This window comes from Escherichia sp. MAL-1, assembly GCF_052948035.1.
In genome coordinates, this window is record NZ_CM129609.1 from 700,178 (window position 1) to 714,485 (window position 14,308).

The following is a 14,308-nucleotide window of genomic DNA, read 5'->3' on the forward strand; positions in this document are numbered from 1 at the left end:
CCACATCATTAACGGATTAATGATAAGTGGATCAGATGTATAAAAAATTAAAATTAACCACAATAAGCGAATTGATTAAAAATATTTATTGTTCATTATCCGTTATCATCATTGGTTGTGCGTCAGCTTATGCCGTTGAATTCAACAAAGATTTAATCGAAGCCGAAGATCGTGAAAACGTTAACCTTTCCCAATTTGAAACTGATGGCCAATTACCCGTCGGCAAATATTCACTAAGCACTCTGATTAATAATAAGAGGACGCCAATCCACCTTGACCTCCAATGGGTATTAATTGATAACCTAACTGCAGTTTGCGTGACACCAGAGCAATTAACATTATTAGGATTTACTGATGAATTCATTGAAAAAACTCAGCAAACCCTGATCGATGGTTGTTACCCTATCGAAAAAGAAAAACAAATTACAACTTATCTCGATAAAGGGAAAATGCAATTATCCATATCTGCACCTCAGGCATGGTTAAAATACAAAGATGCAAACTGGACGCCTCCTGAACTTTGGGATCATGGTATTGCTGGGGCATTTCTTGACTACAATTTATATGCCTCTCATTATGCACCACATCAGGGCGATAATTCGCAAAATATAAGTTCCTATGGGCAGGCTGGGGTTAATCTTGGGGCCTGGCGCCTGCGTACTGATTACCAGTACGATCAGTCATTTAACAATGGCAAAAGCCAGGCGAACAACCTGGATTTTCCGCGTATTTATTTGTTTCGCCCAATCCCAGCAATTAATGCAAAACTAACTATAGGTCAATACGATACTGAATCCTCTATTTTCGACTCTTTCCATTTTTCTGGCGTTTCGTTGAAAAGCGATGAGAATATGTTGCCGCCTGATCTACGTGGTTACGCACCGCAAATCACGGGTGTTGCACAAACGAATGCAAAGGTCACTGTCTCACAGAACAACCGTATTATTTATCAAGAAAATGTTCCTCCTGGCCCATTTGCTATTACTAATTTATTCAATACATTACAGGGGCAACTGGACGTCAAGGTTGAAGAAGAGGACGGGCAAGTCACGCAATGGCAAGTTGCATCTAATAGTATTCCTTATCTGACGCGTAAAGGGCAGATTCGCTACACCACTGCTATGGGTAAACCGACCAGCGTTGGTGGTGATTCCTTACAACAACCCTTCTTCTGGACTGGTGAATTCTCATGGGGTTGGCTGAACAATGTATCCCTGTATGGTGGTTCAGTTTTAACAAACCGTGATTATCAATCTCTGGCTGCCGGCGTTGGCTTTAACCTTAACTCATTGGGTTCATTATCTTTTGATGTCACACGATCTGATGCTCAGTTGCATAATCAGGATAAAGAAACGGGTTATAGCTACCGCGCTAACGGTAATGACTCCAACTTATTGATAGTGTTTTATGTTCAGATAATGCCCGATGACTTTGTCATGCAGCTCCACCGATTTTGAGAACGACAGCGACTTCCGTCCCAGCCGTGCCAGGTGCTGCCTCAGATTCAGGTTATGCCGCTCAATTCGCTGCGTATATCGCTTGCTGATTACGTGCAGCTTTCCCTTCAGGCGGGATTCATACAGCGGCCAGCCATCCGTCATCCATATCACCACGTCAAAGGGTGACAGCAGGCTCATAAGACGCCCCAGCGTCGCCATAGTGCGTTCACCGAATACGTGCGCAACAACCGTCTTCCGGAGCCTGTCATACGCGTAAAACAGCCAGCGCTGGCGCGATTTAGCCCCGACATAGCCCCACTGTTCGTCCATTTCCGCGCAGACGATGACGTCACTGCCCGGCTGTATGCGCGAGGTTACCGACTGCGGCCTGAGTTTTTTAAGTGACGTAAAATCGTGTTGAGGCCAACGCCCATAATGCGGGCTGTTGCCCGGCATCCAACGCCATTCATGGCCATATCAATGATTTTCTGGTGCGTACCGGGTTGAGAAGCGGTGTAAGTGAACTGCAGTTGCCATGTTTTACGGCAGTGAGAGCAGAGATAGCGCTGATGTCCGGCGGTGCTTTTGCCGTTACGCACCACCCCGTCAGTAGCTGAACAGGAGGGACAGCTGATAGAAACAGAAGCCACTGGAGCACCTCAAAAACACCATCATACACTAAATCAGTAAGTTGGCAGCATCACCGGTTCTGCCAAAGATTTCTGATCGCTTTTCAGTACGGTATCTGCTACTTCACCCAGATTTACAGTTAAATCTTCGTCACCTGGTTTAATAGAACATGGAGCAGAGATAACTTCACCTTTAAATTTAACAATACCGTGACCTTCATCAGCAAACACGTTATTGGAAAGAATCATTGCTACACCAGCAACAAGAAGTGACTTTTTAAAAGCAGACATAATATTCCTTTATATAAAGATAAGTAAAAAAGAGAATGATTAGTAACTGTTATTTAAGGACTACCAATCATTAAAATATTATATTTTGTTTTGTGATTTTTATAAAATTAGTTTATCTAAATATCGATTAAGTAAAACTTAAAGAATACATAACAATTATATTTTCAATTGCAATCATTCATTTTTGTGATGATACTCTGAATGGGATTAAGCGATAATGTAATAGAAAACACTGTAAATTAGAGGATTAATTCATAATTTACAGTGCATTAAAGACAAATGTTTACAGCGTTGGGGGGAGAGTCTCTGGATCTGGCTGCTTTTTGATCTCAGTACTGCGATTTTCCAGTTCGCTGATTCTTTGTTCAAGCAGCGCCAGTTTTTCACGAGTCCGTAACAGGACTTGCGTTTGGACGTCGAACTCTTCACGGCTTACAAGGTCGAGGCGCGTCAGCTGCGCTTGTAGGGTTTGGCGGATTTTTTTCTCCACATCTTCCCCGAACTCCCTGATTCCTTTAGGCATTGATTCGTGAACCTGGCGAGCGATTTGCTCAATTTTTTTCGGGTCAATCATTGTAGTTTCCCTGTACTGATAGGTGTTGAGTGCCATTGTAGTGCGATAAGGGTAAGTCATAAACCAGAATTATGTGAAGCTATGCGTTGCTGCCGCTAATCATTAGCGTTATAGTGAATCCGCTTATTCTCAGGGCGGGGCGAAATTCCCCACCGGCGGTAAATCAACTCAGTTGAAAGCCCGCGAGCGCTTTGGGTGCGAACTCAAAGGACAGCAGATCCGGTGTAATTCCGGGGCCGACGGTTAGAGTCCGGATGGGAGAGAGTAACGATTCTGTCGGGCATGGACCCGCTCACGTTATTTTGGCTATATGCCGCCACTCCTAAGACTGCCCTGATTCTGGTAACCATAATTTTAGTGAGGTTTTTTTACCATGAATCAGACGCTACTTTCCTCTTTTGGTACGCCTTTCGAACGTGTTGAAAATGCACTGGCTGCGCTGCGTGAAGGACGCGGTGTAATGGTGCTTGATGATGAAGACCGTGAAAACGAAGGCGATATGATCTTCCCGGCAGAAACCATGACCGTTGAGCAGATGGCGCTGACCATTCGCCACGGTAGCGGTATTGTTTGCCTGTGCATCACTGAAGATCGCCGTAAACAACTTGATCTGCCAATGATGGTAGAAAATAACACCAGCGCCTATGGCACCGGTTTTACCGTGACCATTGAAGCGGCTGAAGGTGTGACTACCGGTGTTTCTGCCGCTGATCGTATTACGACCGTTCGCGCAGCGATTGCCGATGGCGCAAAACCTTCTGATCTGAATCGCCCGGGCCACGTTTTCCCACTTCGCGCGCAGGCAGGTGGTGTACTGACGCGTGGCGGTCATACTGAAGCGACTATTGATTTGATGACGCTGGCAGGCTTTAAACCGGCTGGTGTGCTGTGTGAGCTGACTAATGACGATGGCACGATGGCGCGTGCACCAGAGTGCATTGAGTTTGCCAATAAACACAATATGGCGCTCGTGACTATTGAAGACCTGGTGGCATACCGTCAGGCACATGAGCGTAAAGCCAGCTGAAAACCGCTGCTTAATTACTGCCTTAATCAAGAAACCGAAGTTGTAGCTGGCTTCGGTTTTTATTTTGCCCCGCTATGCAAGATGTTAATTCCGCTTCTCTTTCTATGAGAAAATTTCATTAATATCAGGCATTCTTTTTCATTATGATCAAAATCATATAATTGTTCCGTTATTATGCGACCATATGAATATATCCGAAAAAGGATATGTGAAATTTATGCGCTAAATGTTTAGTATTGTTAAATATTAAGGGTAAAAGGATGTTTATCGCCTGGTACTGGATTGTATTGATTGCTCTGGTTGTGGTGGGTTATTTCCTGCATTTGAAACGTTATTGTCGGGCGTTTCGCCAGGACAGAGACGCACTGCTTGAAGCGCGGAACAAATACTTAAACAGTACGAGAGAAGAGACAGCCGAAAAGGTAGAATAAGGCTTTCGTGAAGCTGGCAGAAGTTGTCCATGTGCTGGACAACTTCTGATGTTGTTTTTAACCAATTCCCGCCGTTTGTAGCAGCACTAAACTGAATCCCATCACTGACATTCCACATAGTACGCCATAGCTGGGGTTATTATTAGGGTCAATCTCTTTGGCGAGCGGCATTAATTCATCAACCGAGAGCGCCACCATAATTCCTGCAACCGCCGCCATGATTGCCGCCATGACCACCGGGGAAATCATGCTACCGAGGATTAACCACGCCAGCACACCACCAAGAATTTCTGCCAATCCAGAAATCCCCGCCCACAGAATTGCCGTGCGTTTAGAACCCGTTGCTGCATAAACCGGGCCTGCAACCGCCAGACCTTCAGGAATATTGTGCAACGCGACGGCCAGTGCGATGCCAAATCCCAGCTCCAGGTTGCTGCTCGCCGTGACAAAGGTGGCAATCCCTTCCGGGAAGTTATGCAGACTGATGCCGAGAGTGAGCAGAATGGCTGTGCGCTTGATCGATTTTGGCAACGGCTGCACCGATTTTTGCATTAAATCCTGCGGATGAGCATGTGGCAACATGCGGTCCAGGCCAAAATAGCCAAGCAGACCGAAGATAAACATTCCATAACCCAACACAGGCGACATTCCTTCAGCTGCTAGTGCGGCAGGAAGCATTTCCATTAATGAGATGAGCAACATGATCCCCGCCGCAAAACCTAGCGAAAACGCCAGTAAGCGGTTCGAGGGTTTTTGCCCGAGAACGCCGAGAAACGCGCCAATAAACGTGGCTGCCCCCGCCAGTATGGTCAGAATGAGAGGTACTGACATCGACAACTCCTTATAAATCTTCACCTTCAGGCAGATCGTCAAAATAACTGATGATCATCATCATTGTTATCCGGGTTCTTACTCCGCCGAACAAGCGTATTGTGAGGATATCAAAATGACACCTTTAGTTAAGGATATCATCATGTCTTCAACACGTATGCCAGCATTGTTTTTAGGTCACGGTAGTCCGATGAACGTGCTGGAAGATAATTTGTATACCCGCAGCTGGCAGAAGTTGGGGATGACATTGCCACGCCCGCAAGCGATTGTGGTGGTTTCGGCTCACTGGTTTACCCGTGGAACAGGAGTGACCGCGATGGAGACGCCGCCCACGATTCATGACTTTGGTGGCTTCCCGCAGGCGCTGTACGATACGCATTATCCTGCTCCGGGTTCGCCTGCGCTGGCACAGCGTCTGGTTGAGCTGTTAGCGCCGATCCCGGTGACGCTGGATAAAGAAGCCTGGGGCTTTGACCACGGCTCGTGGGGCGTGCTGATTAAGATGTATCCTGACGCTGATATCCCGATGGTGCAGTTGAGTATCGACAGTAGCAAACCTGCCGCCTGGCATTTCGAAATGGGGCGCAAACTGGCAGCGCTGCGAGATGAAGGAATAATGTTGGTCGCCAGCGGTAACGTGGTGCATAACCTGCGCACAGTGAAGTGGCACGGTGATAGTTCACCGTATCCGTGGGCGACGTCGTTTAATGAGTATGTGAAAGCGAATCTGACGTGGCAAGGGCCAGTGGAACAACATCCTCTGGTGAATTACCTCGACCATGAAGGTGGCACGTTATCGAACCCAACGCCAGAGCATTATTTGCCGTTGTTGTATGTGTTAGGTGCGTGGGATGGGCAGGAGCCAATTACCATTCCGGTTGAGGGTATAGAAATGGGCAGCCTGAGTATGCTGTCGGTGCAGATAGGCTAACAATTACCGGATGGCGAGTGCCATCCGGTATCGTGGCTTATTCAACAAAAATATGTGGATAAAACCGAGACATATCCTGGGTGATCAATGCACGGTCTTCACGAATGCCAATTCCGGCGGGTTGATCGTTCACCAGCCAGCTACCAATCAGCATATAGCTGTCGCCGAATTTCGGTAACGGGTGGAATTGCTGAACAATCATTCCTTCTTCGCCATACGGACCTTCCGCTGCTTCAATGGTTTTGCCGTTCTCAATGATCGACACGTTTGCGCCTTCACGGGAGAAGATCGGCTTAACCACATATTTTTCCATTTGCGGATGATCATCTTCCGCAAAATAAGCGGGCAGCAGGTTCGGGTGATTCGGGAACATCTCCCACAACAGCGGTAGAAGTGCCTTGTTGGAGATAATGCTCTTCCACGCCGGTTCCAGCCAGCGTACGCCTGCATCCTCCAGCTTGGTGGAGAACATCTCACGCAGCATAAACTCCCACGGATACAGCTTGAACAGGTTGGAAATAACCTGATCCTGTAAATCCGTGAACTGACCTTTTTCGCCTAAACCGATATCGTCAATGTAGAGGAACTCGGTAGCGATTTCAGCTTCCGTCGCGCAGTCCTGCAAATACTGAATGGTTCCGCGATCTTCCACCGTGTCGCGACAGCAGGTGAGATGCAGCAACTGGAAGCCATACTGTTCACGCAACTCAACGAAGCGATCGATCAGTTTTTCTTGCAGACTGTTAAACTGGTCGCTGCCCTCCGGCAAGTTACCGGCGTTAAGCTGATCTTCCAGCCAGATCCACTGAAAGAACGCCGCCTCGTATAGTGACGTTGGCGTATCGGCGTTATTTTCCAGAAGTTTAGGTTCGCCAGTGCCATCCCACGCCAGATCAAGACGCGAATAAAGCGATGGCTGGTGCGTCAGCCATGACTGGCGCACAAAACTCCAGGTGTGTTTTGGAATGCGGAATTTGGTCATCAGCTCATCGCTGGCGATCACTTTTTCCACCACTTTCAGGCACATCTGGTGCAGTTCGGCGGTGACTTCTTCCAGCTTTTCAACCTGGGCGAGGGTCAACTTGTAGTAAGCATCTTCACACCAGTACGGCTCGCCGTACATGGTGTGAAAATTGAAACCGTATTCGTGGGCTTTCTCACGCCAGTCCGGGCGCTCGGTAATACTGACTCTTTCCATCGGTATCAGCCACCCATTGAACGAGAAGAGGTACCGGTTGCACTACGCTGCATAGTGCTTTGTTTGGCAACAGATTCACCAAAACCGCCACGGGTAACGGTAGTGGTGGTCGCCGGTTTTGGTGCCATTGCCGTCTTCGGTACGGTCATGGTGCGGCCTGGCTGGGCTGCGCCATAGTTTTTACCCGTCGCGTCGGTATATTTACCGTAAGCCGGACTGGCTGGGTTTTTCGAGGAGAACAGCGGCTGCTGTGCAAATCCCGCGCCGCCGCCCATCAGACGCCCCATCATGTAACCGGCCATCAGCGGCATCCAGAAACTCCCGCTGGATTGCTGGGCCTGCGCCTGGTTTTCTGGTGCCATGCCAGCCTGGGCTGGTGCCTGCTGGCACTGACCTTCACCAAATTCAGCAACACAGTCTTCACGGGTGGCGTATTTCGGCGCAGTACGTTCGGCTTCTTTCAGCGCATTGTTGTACGCGGTGGTACATTCGGCGCTTTTGCCTGGGTTTGCAGCTGAACAGTCGTCAGCATTTTGATAGAGAGACACTGTTTCATCACTCTTTTCACAGCCAGCCAGCATAAAAACAGTGGCAACCGCGAGAGCGACTGGTGTCAGATGGCGTGCGCTCCAGTTTTTGCGGAACGATGCGTGGCGTATGGATTTTGTCCGTTTCATTTTTGTCTTCCGGGACCAGTGGTAAATACCCATCAGAATAGAGGATGGCTGGTCGAAATTGAAGCGAGAAGGGGGAAGAATGCGGCAGATAACCCGTATCTTTACGTTGCCTTACGTTCAGACGGGGCCGAAGCCCCGTCGTCGTCATCAGTTACGGAAAGGGTTATGACCGTTACTGGTGGTAGTGCGTGCGGATGTTTGCTGAACGACTGGTGCCGGGCTATCAGGCGCATAACCATCAGCAATAGCATTCTGTTCCGGCGTTTGCGGTGCAACGTTTTCCGGATTAGTGGAAACCGGTTTGCTCAGCGCATTGTTCAGTGCCAGCAGATCCTGCTCGTTCAACGTACCCAGGGCTGACTTAATATTCAGCTGATTAATCAGGTAGTTATAACGCGCATTCGCCAGCTCTTGCTTGGCGTTGTACAGCGTGGTGGTCGCATCCAACACATCAACAATGGTACGCGTACCGACCGAGTAGCCCGCTTCCATCGCGTCTAATGAGCTTTGAGCGGAAACTACGGCTTGTTTGTAGGCGTTAATGCTACTGATAGATGCATTAATGTTGTTGAAGGAGGAACGCACGGTCTGCACGACGCTACGATGGGCACTTTCCAGTTGCTCGCTGGTACCGACAAAGTTGTACTGTGCCTGTTTCACCTGCGAGTTAACCATTCCGCCCTGATAAATCGGCAGCGAGAAGCTCAGGCCAACTTTGTTCTGGCCCATATTGCTATCGTCATACTGGGTACCAGCGGCACCACGGGTTTTCGAACCGCTATAAGAGGTGTCAGAAATCCCGGTAGAAGCCGTTAAATCCAGAGTCGGTAAGTGACCATCCTGCGCCTGGCGAATTTGCTCGCGCGCCAGGTCCTGGCTCAAGCGTGCCTGTAACAGCGACAGGTTGCGTTTTTCGGCTTCTTTCAGCAGCGCGTTAACCGGCTGTGGTTTGTCGGTTTTAAAGTTTTCGACATTCAGCGCAGCCAGTTCCGGATAGTAGTTACCGGTGATCTGGCGCAGCTGCTCTACCGCGTTATCAAGGTTATTACGTGCGGTCACTTCGTTCGCCAGCACGGTATCGTACTGTGCGCGGGCGTTCTGCACGTCGGTGATCGCTACCAGGCCCACGTTAAAACGTTGGGTGGTTTGATCTAATTGACGGTAGATCGCTTCTTTTTGTGCCTGTGTATAGGAAAGAACGTCAATAGCATTCAACACGTTGAAATAAGCGGTCGCGGTGTTGAGGATCAAGGTTTGCTGATCGGTCTGATACGTGACGTCCTGAATCCCTGCTGCTTTTTCCTGCAGCGTTAACGCACGCCATTTCGACATATCAAAAATGGATTGAGTTAACTGCAAGGACGCACTGGTCGCGTTAGAGTTGATGCCGTTCGCGTCGCGGTAGCCGTTGCTATAGGTGTAATCTGCACCTAAACCTAGCTGTGGCAGTAATGGACTGCGCGCTTCATTAATTTTTTCAAAGGCAGCATCACGATCGGCGGCAGACTTACGCAATTCCGGGTTACTAAGGCGTGCTTGCTGATAAACTTGCATCAGGTTCTCGGCCTGGCTCAACGAACTGAACCCAGAAAGGCTCAGGCCGATAAGAATGGGGAGCAATTTCTTCATTTGCATTCCTTGTGGTGAAGCAGTATTTAGCGCGATCAAACTGTAAAATTATTGCGGATTCTAGCAGAAGCCGCTACCGCAAAAGGTTGGCGTTACGTGCCATAGGGCGTTAATGTGCCTCAATTTAACACATGACTGCTCAAACGGCAGTCAAACGTCGCTGAAATTCACATTTAATTCACTATTAGTGCCAGGACATTAACAATGCTTAAGCCAGACAGCCTGCCCGTTACATTTGGCAAAAACGATGTAGAAATTATTGCACGAGAAACACTTTATCGCGGCTTTTTTTCATTAGATCTTTATAGATTTCGTCATCGTCTATTCAACGGGCAAATGAGTCATGAGGTACGGCGGGAAATTTTTGAGCGCGGTCACGCCGCAGTCTTGCTACCCTTTGACCCAGTGCGTGATGAAGTTGTGCTGATTGAGCAGATTCGGATTGCCGCGTACGACACCAGCGAAACCCCCTGGCTGCTGGAGATGGTTGCCGGGATGATTGAAGAGGGTGAAAGTGTGGAAGATGTTGCCCGTCGCGAAGCGATTGAAGAGGCGGGACTGATAGTCAAACGGACCAAACCGGTGTTAAGTTTCCTGGCAAGCCCGGGGGGCACCAGTGAGCGTTCGTCAATTATGGTGGGCGAAGTGGACGCCACGACCGCAAGCGGTATTCATGGTCTGGCTGATGAAAACGAAGATATTCGCGTTCATGTGGTAAGCCGGGAACAGGCATACCAGTGGGTAGAAGAGGGGAAAATCGACAACGCAGCGTCGGTCATCGCTTTGCAATGGCTGCAGCTGCATCATCAAGCGTTAAAAAATGAGTGGGCATAAATGAAGCGTTACACACCTGACTTTCCTGAAATGATGCGCCTGTGCGAGATGAACTTTTCACAATTGCGCCGTTTGTTACCGCGCAATGACGCACCCGGCGAAACTGTAAGCTATCAGGTGGCAAACGCACAATATCGGCTGACGATTGTGGAATCGACCCGATACACTACCCTGGTGACAATAGAACAGACTGCGCCCGCGATCAGTTACTGGAGCCTTCCGTCAATGACGGTGCGTCTGTATCATGACGCGATGGTGGCTGAAGTGTGTTCAAGCCAGCAGATTTTTCGCTTCAAAGCGCGGTATGATTATCCTAATAAAAAGTTGCATCAACGCGACGAAAAGCATCAAATTAACCAGTTTTTAGCGGACTGGTTGCGATACTGTTTAGCACATGGAGCGATGGCGATTCCGGTTTACTAGCGTCGTGAAACCTAAGGACACCATTTGGAAAGCCTGTTAACCCTTCCTCTGGCTGGTGAGGCCAGAGTCAGGATTTTACAAATTACCGATACTCACCTGTTTGCACAAAAGCACGAAGCCCTGTTAGGGGTAAACACCTGGGAAAGCTACCAGGCGGTGCTGGAGGCGATTCGTCCACACCAGCACGAATTCGACCTGATTGTCGCGACAGGTGATTTAGCGCAGGATCAATCCTCTGCGGCCTATCAGCATTTCGCTGAAGGCATCGCAAGTTTTCGTGCGCCCTGCGTCTGGCTGCCGGGCAACCACGATTTCCAGCCCGCGATGTACAGCGCGTTACAGGATGCGGGTATCTCCCCGGCGAAGCGGGTATTTATTGGTGAGCAATGGCAAATCCTGTTGCTGGATAGCCAGGTGTTTGGCGTGCCGCACGGTGAGCTAAGCGAGTTTCAGCTTGAGTGGCTGGAACGTAAACTGGCTGATGCGCCAGAGCGCCATACGTTGCTGCTGCTGCATCATCATCCGCTACCTGCGGGTTGTAGTTGGCTTGATCAACACAGCCTGCGTAACGCGGGCGAACTGGATACCGTGCTGGCGAAGTTTCCGCACGTCAAATACTTGCTGTGCGGTCATATTCATCAGGAGCTGGATCTCGACTGGAATGGTCGCCGCCTGCTGGCAACGCCGTCGACCTGTGTGCAGTTTAAGCCGCACTGTTCCAACTTTACGCTGGATACCATCGCGCCCGGCTGGCGTACTCTCGAGTTACATGCTGATGGCACGCTGACCACCGAGGTACATCGCCTGGCGGACACACGTTTCCAACCTGATACCGCTTCAGAAGGCTACTGATGTCTACGCTTCTTTATTTACACGGTTTCAACAGCTCGCCGCGCTCTGCAAAAGCGAGCTTGTTAAAAAACTGGCTGGCGGAACATCACCCTGACGTTGAGATGATCATTCCGCAGTTGCCGCCGTATCCTTCCGACGCGGCAGAGCTGCTGGAATCCATTGTCCTGGAACATGGCGGTGATTCGCTGGGTATTGTCGGTTCGTCACTGGGGGGATATTACGCCACCTGGTTGTCACAATGTTTTATGCTGCCCGCAGTGGTGGTAAACCCGGCGGTGCGCCCGTTTGAACTGCTGACGGACTATCTCGGTCAGAACGAGAACCCCTACACCGGGCAGCAATATGTGCTAGAGTCACGCCATATTTACGATCTTAAAGTCATGCAGATTGACCCGCTGGAAGCGCCGGATTTGATCTGGCTGCTGCAACAGACGGGAGATGAAGTGCTGGATTACCGCCAGGCGGTGGCGTACTACGCTTCCTGCCGCCAGACTGTCATAGAAGGCGGCAACCACGCATTCACGGGCTTCGAAGATTATTTCAACCCGATCGTCGATTTTCTTGGTCTGCACCATCTCTGACGATCAACTCGAATTACTAACTTAAACCATGACGCAAACTTATAACGCTGATGCCATTGAGGTACTCACCGGGCTTGAGCCGGTTCGCCGCCGTCCGGGGATGTATACCGATACCACTCGCCCTAACCATTTGGGGCAAGAAGTCATTGATAACAGTGTGGATGAAGCACTGGCGGGTCACGCAAAACGCGTGGACGTTATTTTACATGCTGACCAGTCGTTAGAAGTTATTGACGATGGGCGCGGGATGCCGGTGGATATTCACCCGGAAGAGGGTGTACCGGCGGTTGAACTGATTCTTTGCCGTCTGCATGCAGGCGGTAAATTCTCTAACAAAAATTACCAGTTCTCTGGCGGCCTGCATGGCGTGGGGATTTCGGTGGTTAACGCCCTGTCGAAGCGCGTAGAAGTTAACGTGCGCCGCGATGGTCAGGTTTATAACATCGCCTTTGAAAATGGCGAAAAGGTGCAGGATTTACAGGTTGTCGGCACTTGCGGTAAACGCAATACTGGTACCAGTGTGCACTTCTGGCCGGATGAAACCTTCTTTGACAGCCCGCGATTTTCTGTTTCACGCCTGACGCATGTGCTGAAAGCCAAAGCGGTATTGTGCCCTGGCGTTGAGATCACTTTTAAAGATGAGATCAACAATACCGAACAACGCTGGTGCTATCAGGACGGTCTGAATGATTACCTGGCGGAAGCGGTAAATGGTCTGCCGACGCTGCCGGAAAAACCGTTTATCGGTAATTTCGCTGGTGATACTGAAGCTGTGGACTGGGCGCTACTGTGGCTGCCGGAAGGCGGTGAACTGCTGACCGAAAGCTACGTCAACCTTATCCCAACGATGCAGGGCGGTACCCATGTTAATGGTCTGCGTCAGGGCCTGTTGGACGCGATGCGTGAGTTCTGTGAATACCGCAATATTCTGCCGCGCGGTGTAAAGCTGTCGGCGGAAGATATCTGGGATCGCTGCGCCTATGTGCTGTCAGTAAAAATGCAGGATCCGCAGTTTGCCGGGCAGACGAAAGAGCGTCTCTCTTCGCGTCAATGCGCGGCATTCGTTTCTGGCGTGGTGAAAGATGCCTTTATCCTGTGGCTGAACCAGAACGTTCAGGCGGCTGAACTGCTGGCGGAGATGGCGATTTCCAGCGCCCAGCGCCGTATGCGTGCGGCCAAAAAAGTGGTGCGTAAAAAGCTGACCAGCGGCCCGGCGTTGCCTGGCAAACTGGCTGATTGTACCGCGCAGGACCTTAACCGTACCGAGCTGTTCCTTGTGGAAGGTGACTCCGCAGGCGGATCTGCCAAGCAGGCGCGCGATCGCGAATATCAGGCGATCATGCCACTGAAAGGTAAGATCCTTAACACCTGGGAAGTCTCTTCCGACGAAGTGCTGGCTTCGCAGGAAGTGCACGATATTTCGGTAGCGATCGGTATCGATCCTGACAGCGACGATCTGAGCCAGCTTCGTTATGGCAAAATCTGTATCCTCGCGGATGCGGACTCTGATGGTCTGCACATTGCCACGCTGCTCTGCGCTTTGTTCGTAAAACATTTCCGCGCGTTGGTGAAACACGGTCACGTTTACGTCGCACTGCCACCGCTCTACCGTATTGATCTCGGGAAAGAGGTTTATTACGCGCTGACGGAAGAAGAGAAAGAGGGCGTACTTGAGCAATTAAAACGCAAGAAAGGCAAGCCGAACGTCCAGCGTTTTAAAGGTCTGGGGGAAATGAACCCGATGCAATTGCGCGAAACCACGCTTGATCCGAACACTCGCCGTCTGGTGCAGTTGACTATCGATGATGAAGACGATCAGCGTACTGACGCGATGATGGATATGCTGCTGGCGAAGAAACGCTCGGAAGATCGCCGCAACTGGTTGCAAGAGAAAGGCGACATGGCGGAGATTGAGGTTTAAAGGAAAGAACATTGCCCGGTCAGGATGGCCGGGCAAACAA

General features: G+C 50.0%; 14 protein-coding genes, 2 pseudogenes and 1 riboswitch. Of the genes and pseudogenes, 9 read left to right on the forward strand and 7 right to left on the reverse strand.

The features are described from left to right. Positions 1 to 35: 35 nt before the first annotated feature. Positions 36 to 1,376 (forward strand): annotated as a pseudogene (locus ACU8XX_RS03435) (fimbria/pilus outer membrane usher protein); the annotation flags it as partial. A 15-nt stretch (positions 1,377 to 1,391) separates the two neighbouring features. Here ACU8XX_RS03435 and ACU8XX_RS03440 read toward each other — a convergent pair. The 3 genes and pseudogenes from ACU8XX_RS03440 to ubiK all read right to left on the reverse strand — a co-directional run bounded on the left by ACU8XX_RS03440 (position 1,392) and on the right by ubiK (position 2,933). Continuing rightward, positions 1,392 to 2,089, reverse strand: a protein-coding gene (locus tag ACU8XX_RS03440) for an IS1-like element IS1A family transposase (RefSeq protein WP_103215986.1) whose coding sequence is annotated in 2 segments (ribosomal slippage) — positions 1,392 to 1,840 and positions 1,840 to 2,089 — 699 coding nt in all. Because the reading frame shifts where the segments join, the coding sequence is not laid out codon by codon here. Positions 2,090 to 2,143: 54 nt separating this feature from the next. Beyond that, a pseudogene (locus ACU8XX_RS03445) lies at positions 2,144 to 2,359 on the reverse strand (fimbrial protein); the annotation flags it as partial. 283 nt (positions 2,360 to 2,642) lie between these two features. Then, complete coding sequence (gene ubiK, locus ACU8XX_RS03450) at positions 2,643 to 2,933, reverse strand: ubiquinone biosynthesis accessory factor UbiK (RefSeq protein WP_001295626.1); 291 nt, start codon at positions 2,931 to 2,933, stop codon at positions 2,643 to 2,645. A gap of 121 nt (positions 2,934 to 3,054) precedes the next feature. Beyond that, positions 3,055 to 3,203: riboswitch (FMN riboswitch) on the forward strand. Positions 3,204 to 3,306: 103 nt separating this feature from the next. On the opposite strand from ubiK, the gene ribB reads away from it, so the two are divergent. Both ribB and yqiD read left to right on the forward strand, forming a co-directional pair. Further along, positions 3,307 to 3,960, forward strand: a complete 654-nt coding sequence (gene ribB, locus ACU8XX_RS03455; RefSeq protein WP_001076997.1) for a 3,4-dihydroxy-2-butanone-4-phosphate synthase — start codon at positions 3,307 to 3,309, stop codon at positions 3,958 to 3,960. A 260-nt stretch (positions 3,961 to 4,220) separates the two neighbouring features. Further along, the gene (yqiD, locus tag ACU8XX_RS03460) at positions 4,221 to 4,391 is read left to right on the forward strand and encodes a protein YqiD (RefSeq protein ID WP_000469266.1); all 171 of its coding nucleotides are present in this window, start codon (positions 4,221 to 4,223) and stop codon (positions 4,389 to 4,391) included. A 57-nt stretch (positions 4,392 to 4,448) separates the two neighbouring features. Here the strand turns inward: yqiD and zupT are convergent, their stop codons facing one another. Next, the gene (zupT, locus tag ACU8XX_RS03465; protein ID WP_001295627.1) at positions 4,449 to 5,222 is read right to left on the reverse strand and encodes a zinc transporter ZupT; all 774 of its coding nucleotides are present in this window, start codon (positions 5,220 to 5,222) and stop codon (positions 4,449 to 4,451) included. A gap of 142 nt (positions 5,223 to 5,364) precedes the next feature. On the opposite strand from zupT, the gene ygiD reads away from it, so the two are divergent. Then, positions 5,365 to 6,153 (forward strand): 4,5-DOPA-extradiol-dioxygenase, encoded by a 789-nt coding sequence (gene ygiD / locus ACU8XX_RS03470; RefSeq protein WP_001320780.1) that lies wholly within the window; start codon positions 5,365 to 5,367, stop codon positions 6,151 to 6,153. Positions 6,154 to 6,190: 37 nt separating this feature from the next. Here the strand turns inward: ygiD and ACU8XX_RS03475 are convergent, their stop codons facing one another. The 3 genes from ACU8XX_RS03475 to tolC all read right to left on the reverse strand — a co-directional run bounded on the left by ACU8XX_RS03475 (position 6,191) and on the right by tolC (position 9,657). Continuing rightward, entirely contained in the window at positions 6,191 to 7,351 is a 1,161-nt protein-coding gene (locus tag ACU8XX_RS03475; protein ID WP_000442860.1) for a glutathionylspermidine synthase family protein, read from the reverse strand. A gap of 5 nt (positions 7,352 to 7,356) precedes the next feature. Then, positions 7,357 to 8,028 (reverse strand): DUF1190 family protein, encoded by a 672-nt coding sequence (locus ACU8XX_RS03480; protein WP_000831543.1) that lies wholly within the window; start codon positions 8,026 to 8,028, stop codon positions 7,357 to 7,359. 147 nt (positions 8,029 to 8,175) lie between these two features. Further along, on the reverse strand, positions 8,176 to 9,657 hold the full coding sequence (gene tolC, locus ACU8XX_RS03485) for an outer membrane channel protein TolC (RefSeq protein ID WP_240765363.1): 1,482 nt from the start codon (positions 9,655 to 9,657) through the stop codon (positions 8,176 to 8,178). A gap of 204 nt (positions 9,658 to 9,861) precedes the next feature. Between tolC and nudF the strand changes: the two genes are divergently transcribed. From nudF to parE, 5 genes are read left to right on the forward strand one after another with little or no spacing between them, the layout of a single operon-like run. Next, a complete protein-coding gene (gene nudF, locus ACU8XX_RS03490; protein WP_000917138.1) occupies positions 9,862 to 10,491 on the forward strand; it encodes an ADP-ribose diphosphatase in 630 nt (209 codons plus the stop codon). Beyond that, positions 10,492 to 10,914, forward strand: coding sequence for a DUF1249 family protein (locus tag ACU8XX_RS03495; protein WP_000833393.1), 423 nt, complete (start codon positions 10,492 to 10,494; stop codon positions 10,912 to 10,914). It begins immediately after the preceding gene. Positions 10,915 to 10,938: 24 nt separating this feature from the next. Beyond that, positions 10,939 to 11,766, forward strand: coding sequence for a 3',5'-cyclic-AMP phosphodiesterase (gene cpdA, locus ACU8XX_RS03500; protein ID WP_000444747.1), 828 nt, complete (start codon positions 10,939 to 10,941; stop codon positions 11,764 to 11,766). After that, entirely contained in the window at positions 11,766 to 12,347 is a 582-nt protein-coding gene (yqiA, locus tag ACU8XX_RS03505; protein WP_000105733.1) for an esterase YqiA, read from the forward strand. Before cpdA ends, yqiA begins: the two co-directional genes overlap by 1 nt. A 28-nt stretch (positions 12,348 to 12,375) precedes the next feature. Then, positions 12,376 to 14,268 (forward strand): DNA topoisomerase IV subunit B, encoded by a 1,893-nt coding sequence (gene parE, locus ACU8XX_RS03510; RefSeq protein WP_000195296.1) that lies wholly within the window; start codon positions 12,376 to 12,378, stop codon positions 14,266 to 14,268. Positions 14,269 to 14,308 lie beyond the last annotated feature (40 nt).

What these genes read in the sequence shown, in the direction of transcription:
- ubiK (WP_001295626.1), bottom strand. Translation starts at nt 2,933, where the DNA reads ATGATTGACCCGAAAAAAATTGAGCAAATCGCTCGCCAGGTTCACGAA.
- ribB (WP_001076997.1), top strand. Translation starts at nt 3,307, where the DNA reads ATGAATCAGACGCTACTTTCCTCTTTTGGTACGCCTTTCGAACGTGTT.
- yqiD (WP_000469266.1), top strand. Translation starts at nt 4,221, where the DNA reads ATGTTTATCGCCTGGTACTGGATTGTATTGATTGCTCTGGTTGTGGTG.
- zupT (WP_001295627.1), bottom strand. Translation starts at nt 5,222, where the DNA reads ATGTCAGTACCTCTCATTCTGACCATACTGGCGGGGGCAGCCACGTTT.
- ygiD (WP_001320780.1), top strand. Translation starts at nt 5,365, where the DNA reads ATGTCTTCAACACGTATGCCAGCATTGTTTTTAGGTCACGGTAGTCCG.
- ACU8XX_RS03475 (WP_000442860.1), bottom strand. Translation starts at nt 7,351, where the DNA reads ATGGAAAGAGTCAGTATTACCGAGCGCCCGGACTGGCGTGAGAAAGCC.
- ACU8XX_RS03480 (WP_000831543.1), bottom strand. Translation starts at nt 8,028, where the DNA reads ATGAAACGGACAAAATCCATACGCCACGCATCGTTCCGCAAAAACTGG.
- tolC (WP_240765363.1), bottom strand. Translation starts at nt 9,657, where the DNA reads ATGAAGAAATTGCTCCCCATTCTTATCGGCCTGAGCCTTTCTGGGTTC.
- nudF (WP_000917138.1), top strand. Translation starts at nt 9,862, where the DNA reads ATGCTTAAGCCAGACAGCCTGCCCGTTACATTTGGCAAAAACGATGTA.
- ACU8XX_RS03495 (WP_000833393.1), top strand. Translation starts at nt 10,492, where the DNA reads ATGAAGCGTTACACACCTGACTTTCCTGAAATGATGCGCCTGTGCGAG.
- yqiA (WP_000105733.1), top strand. Translation starts at nt 11,766, where the DNA reads ATGTCTACGCTTCTTTATTTACACGGTTTCAACAGCTCGCCGCGCTCT.
- parE (WP_000195296.1), top strand. Translation starts at nt 12,376, where the DNA reads ATGACGCAAACTTATAACGCTGATGCCATTGAGGTACTCACCGGGCTT.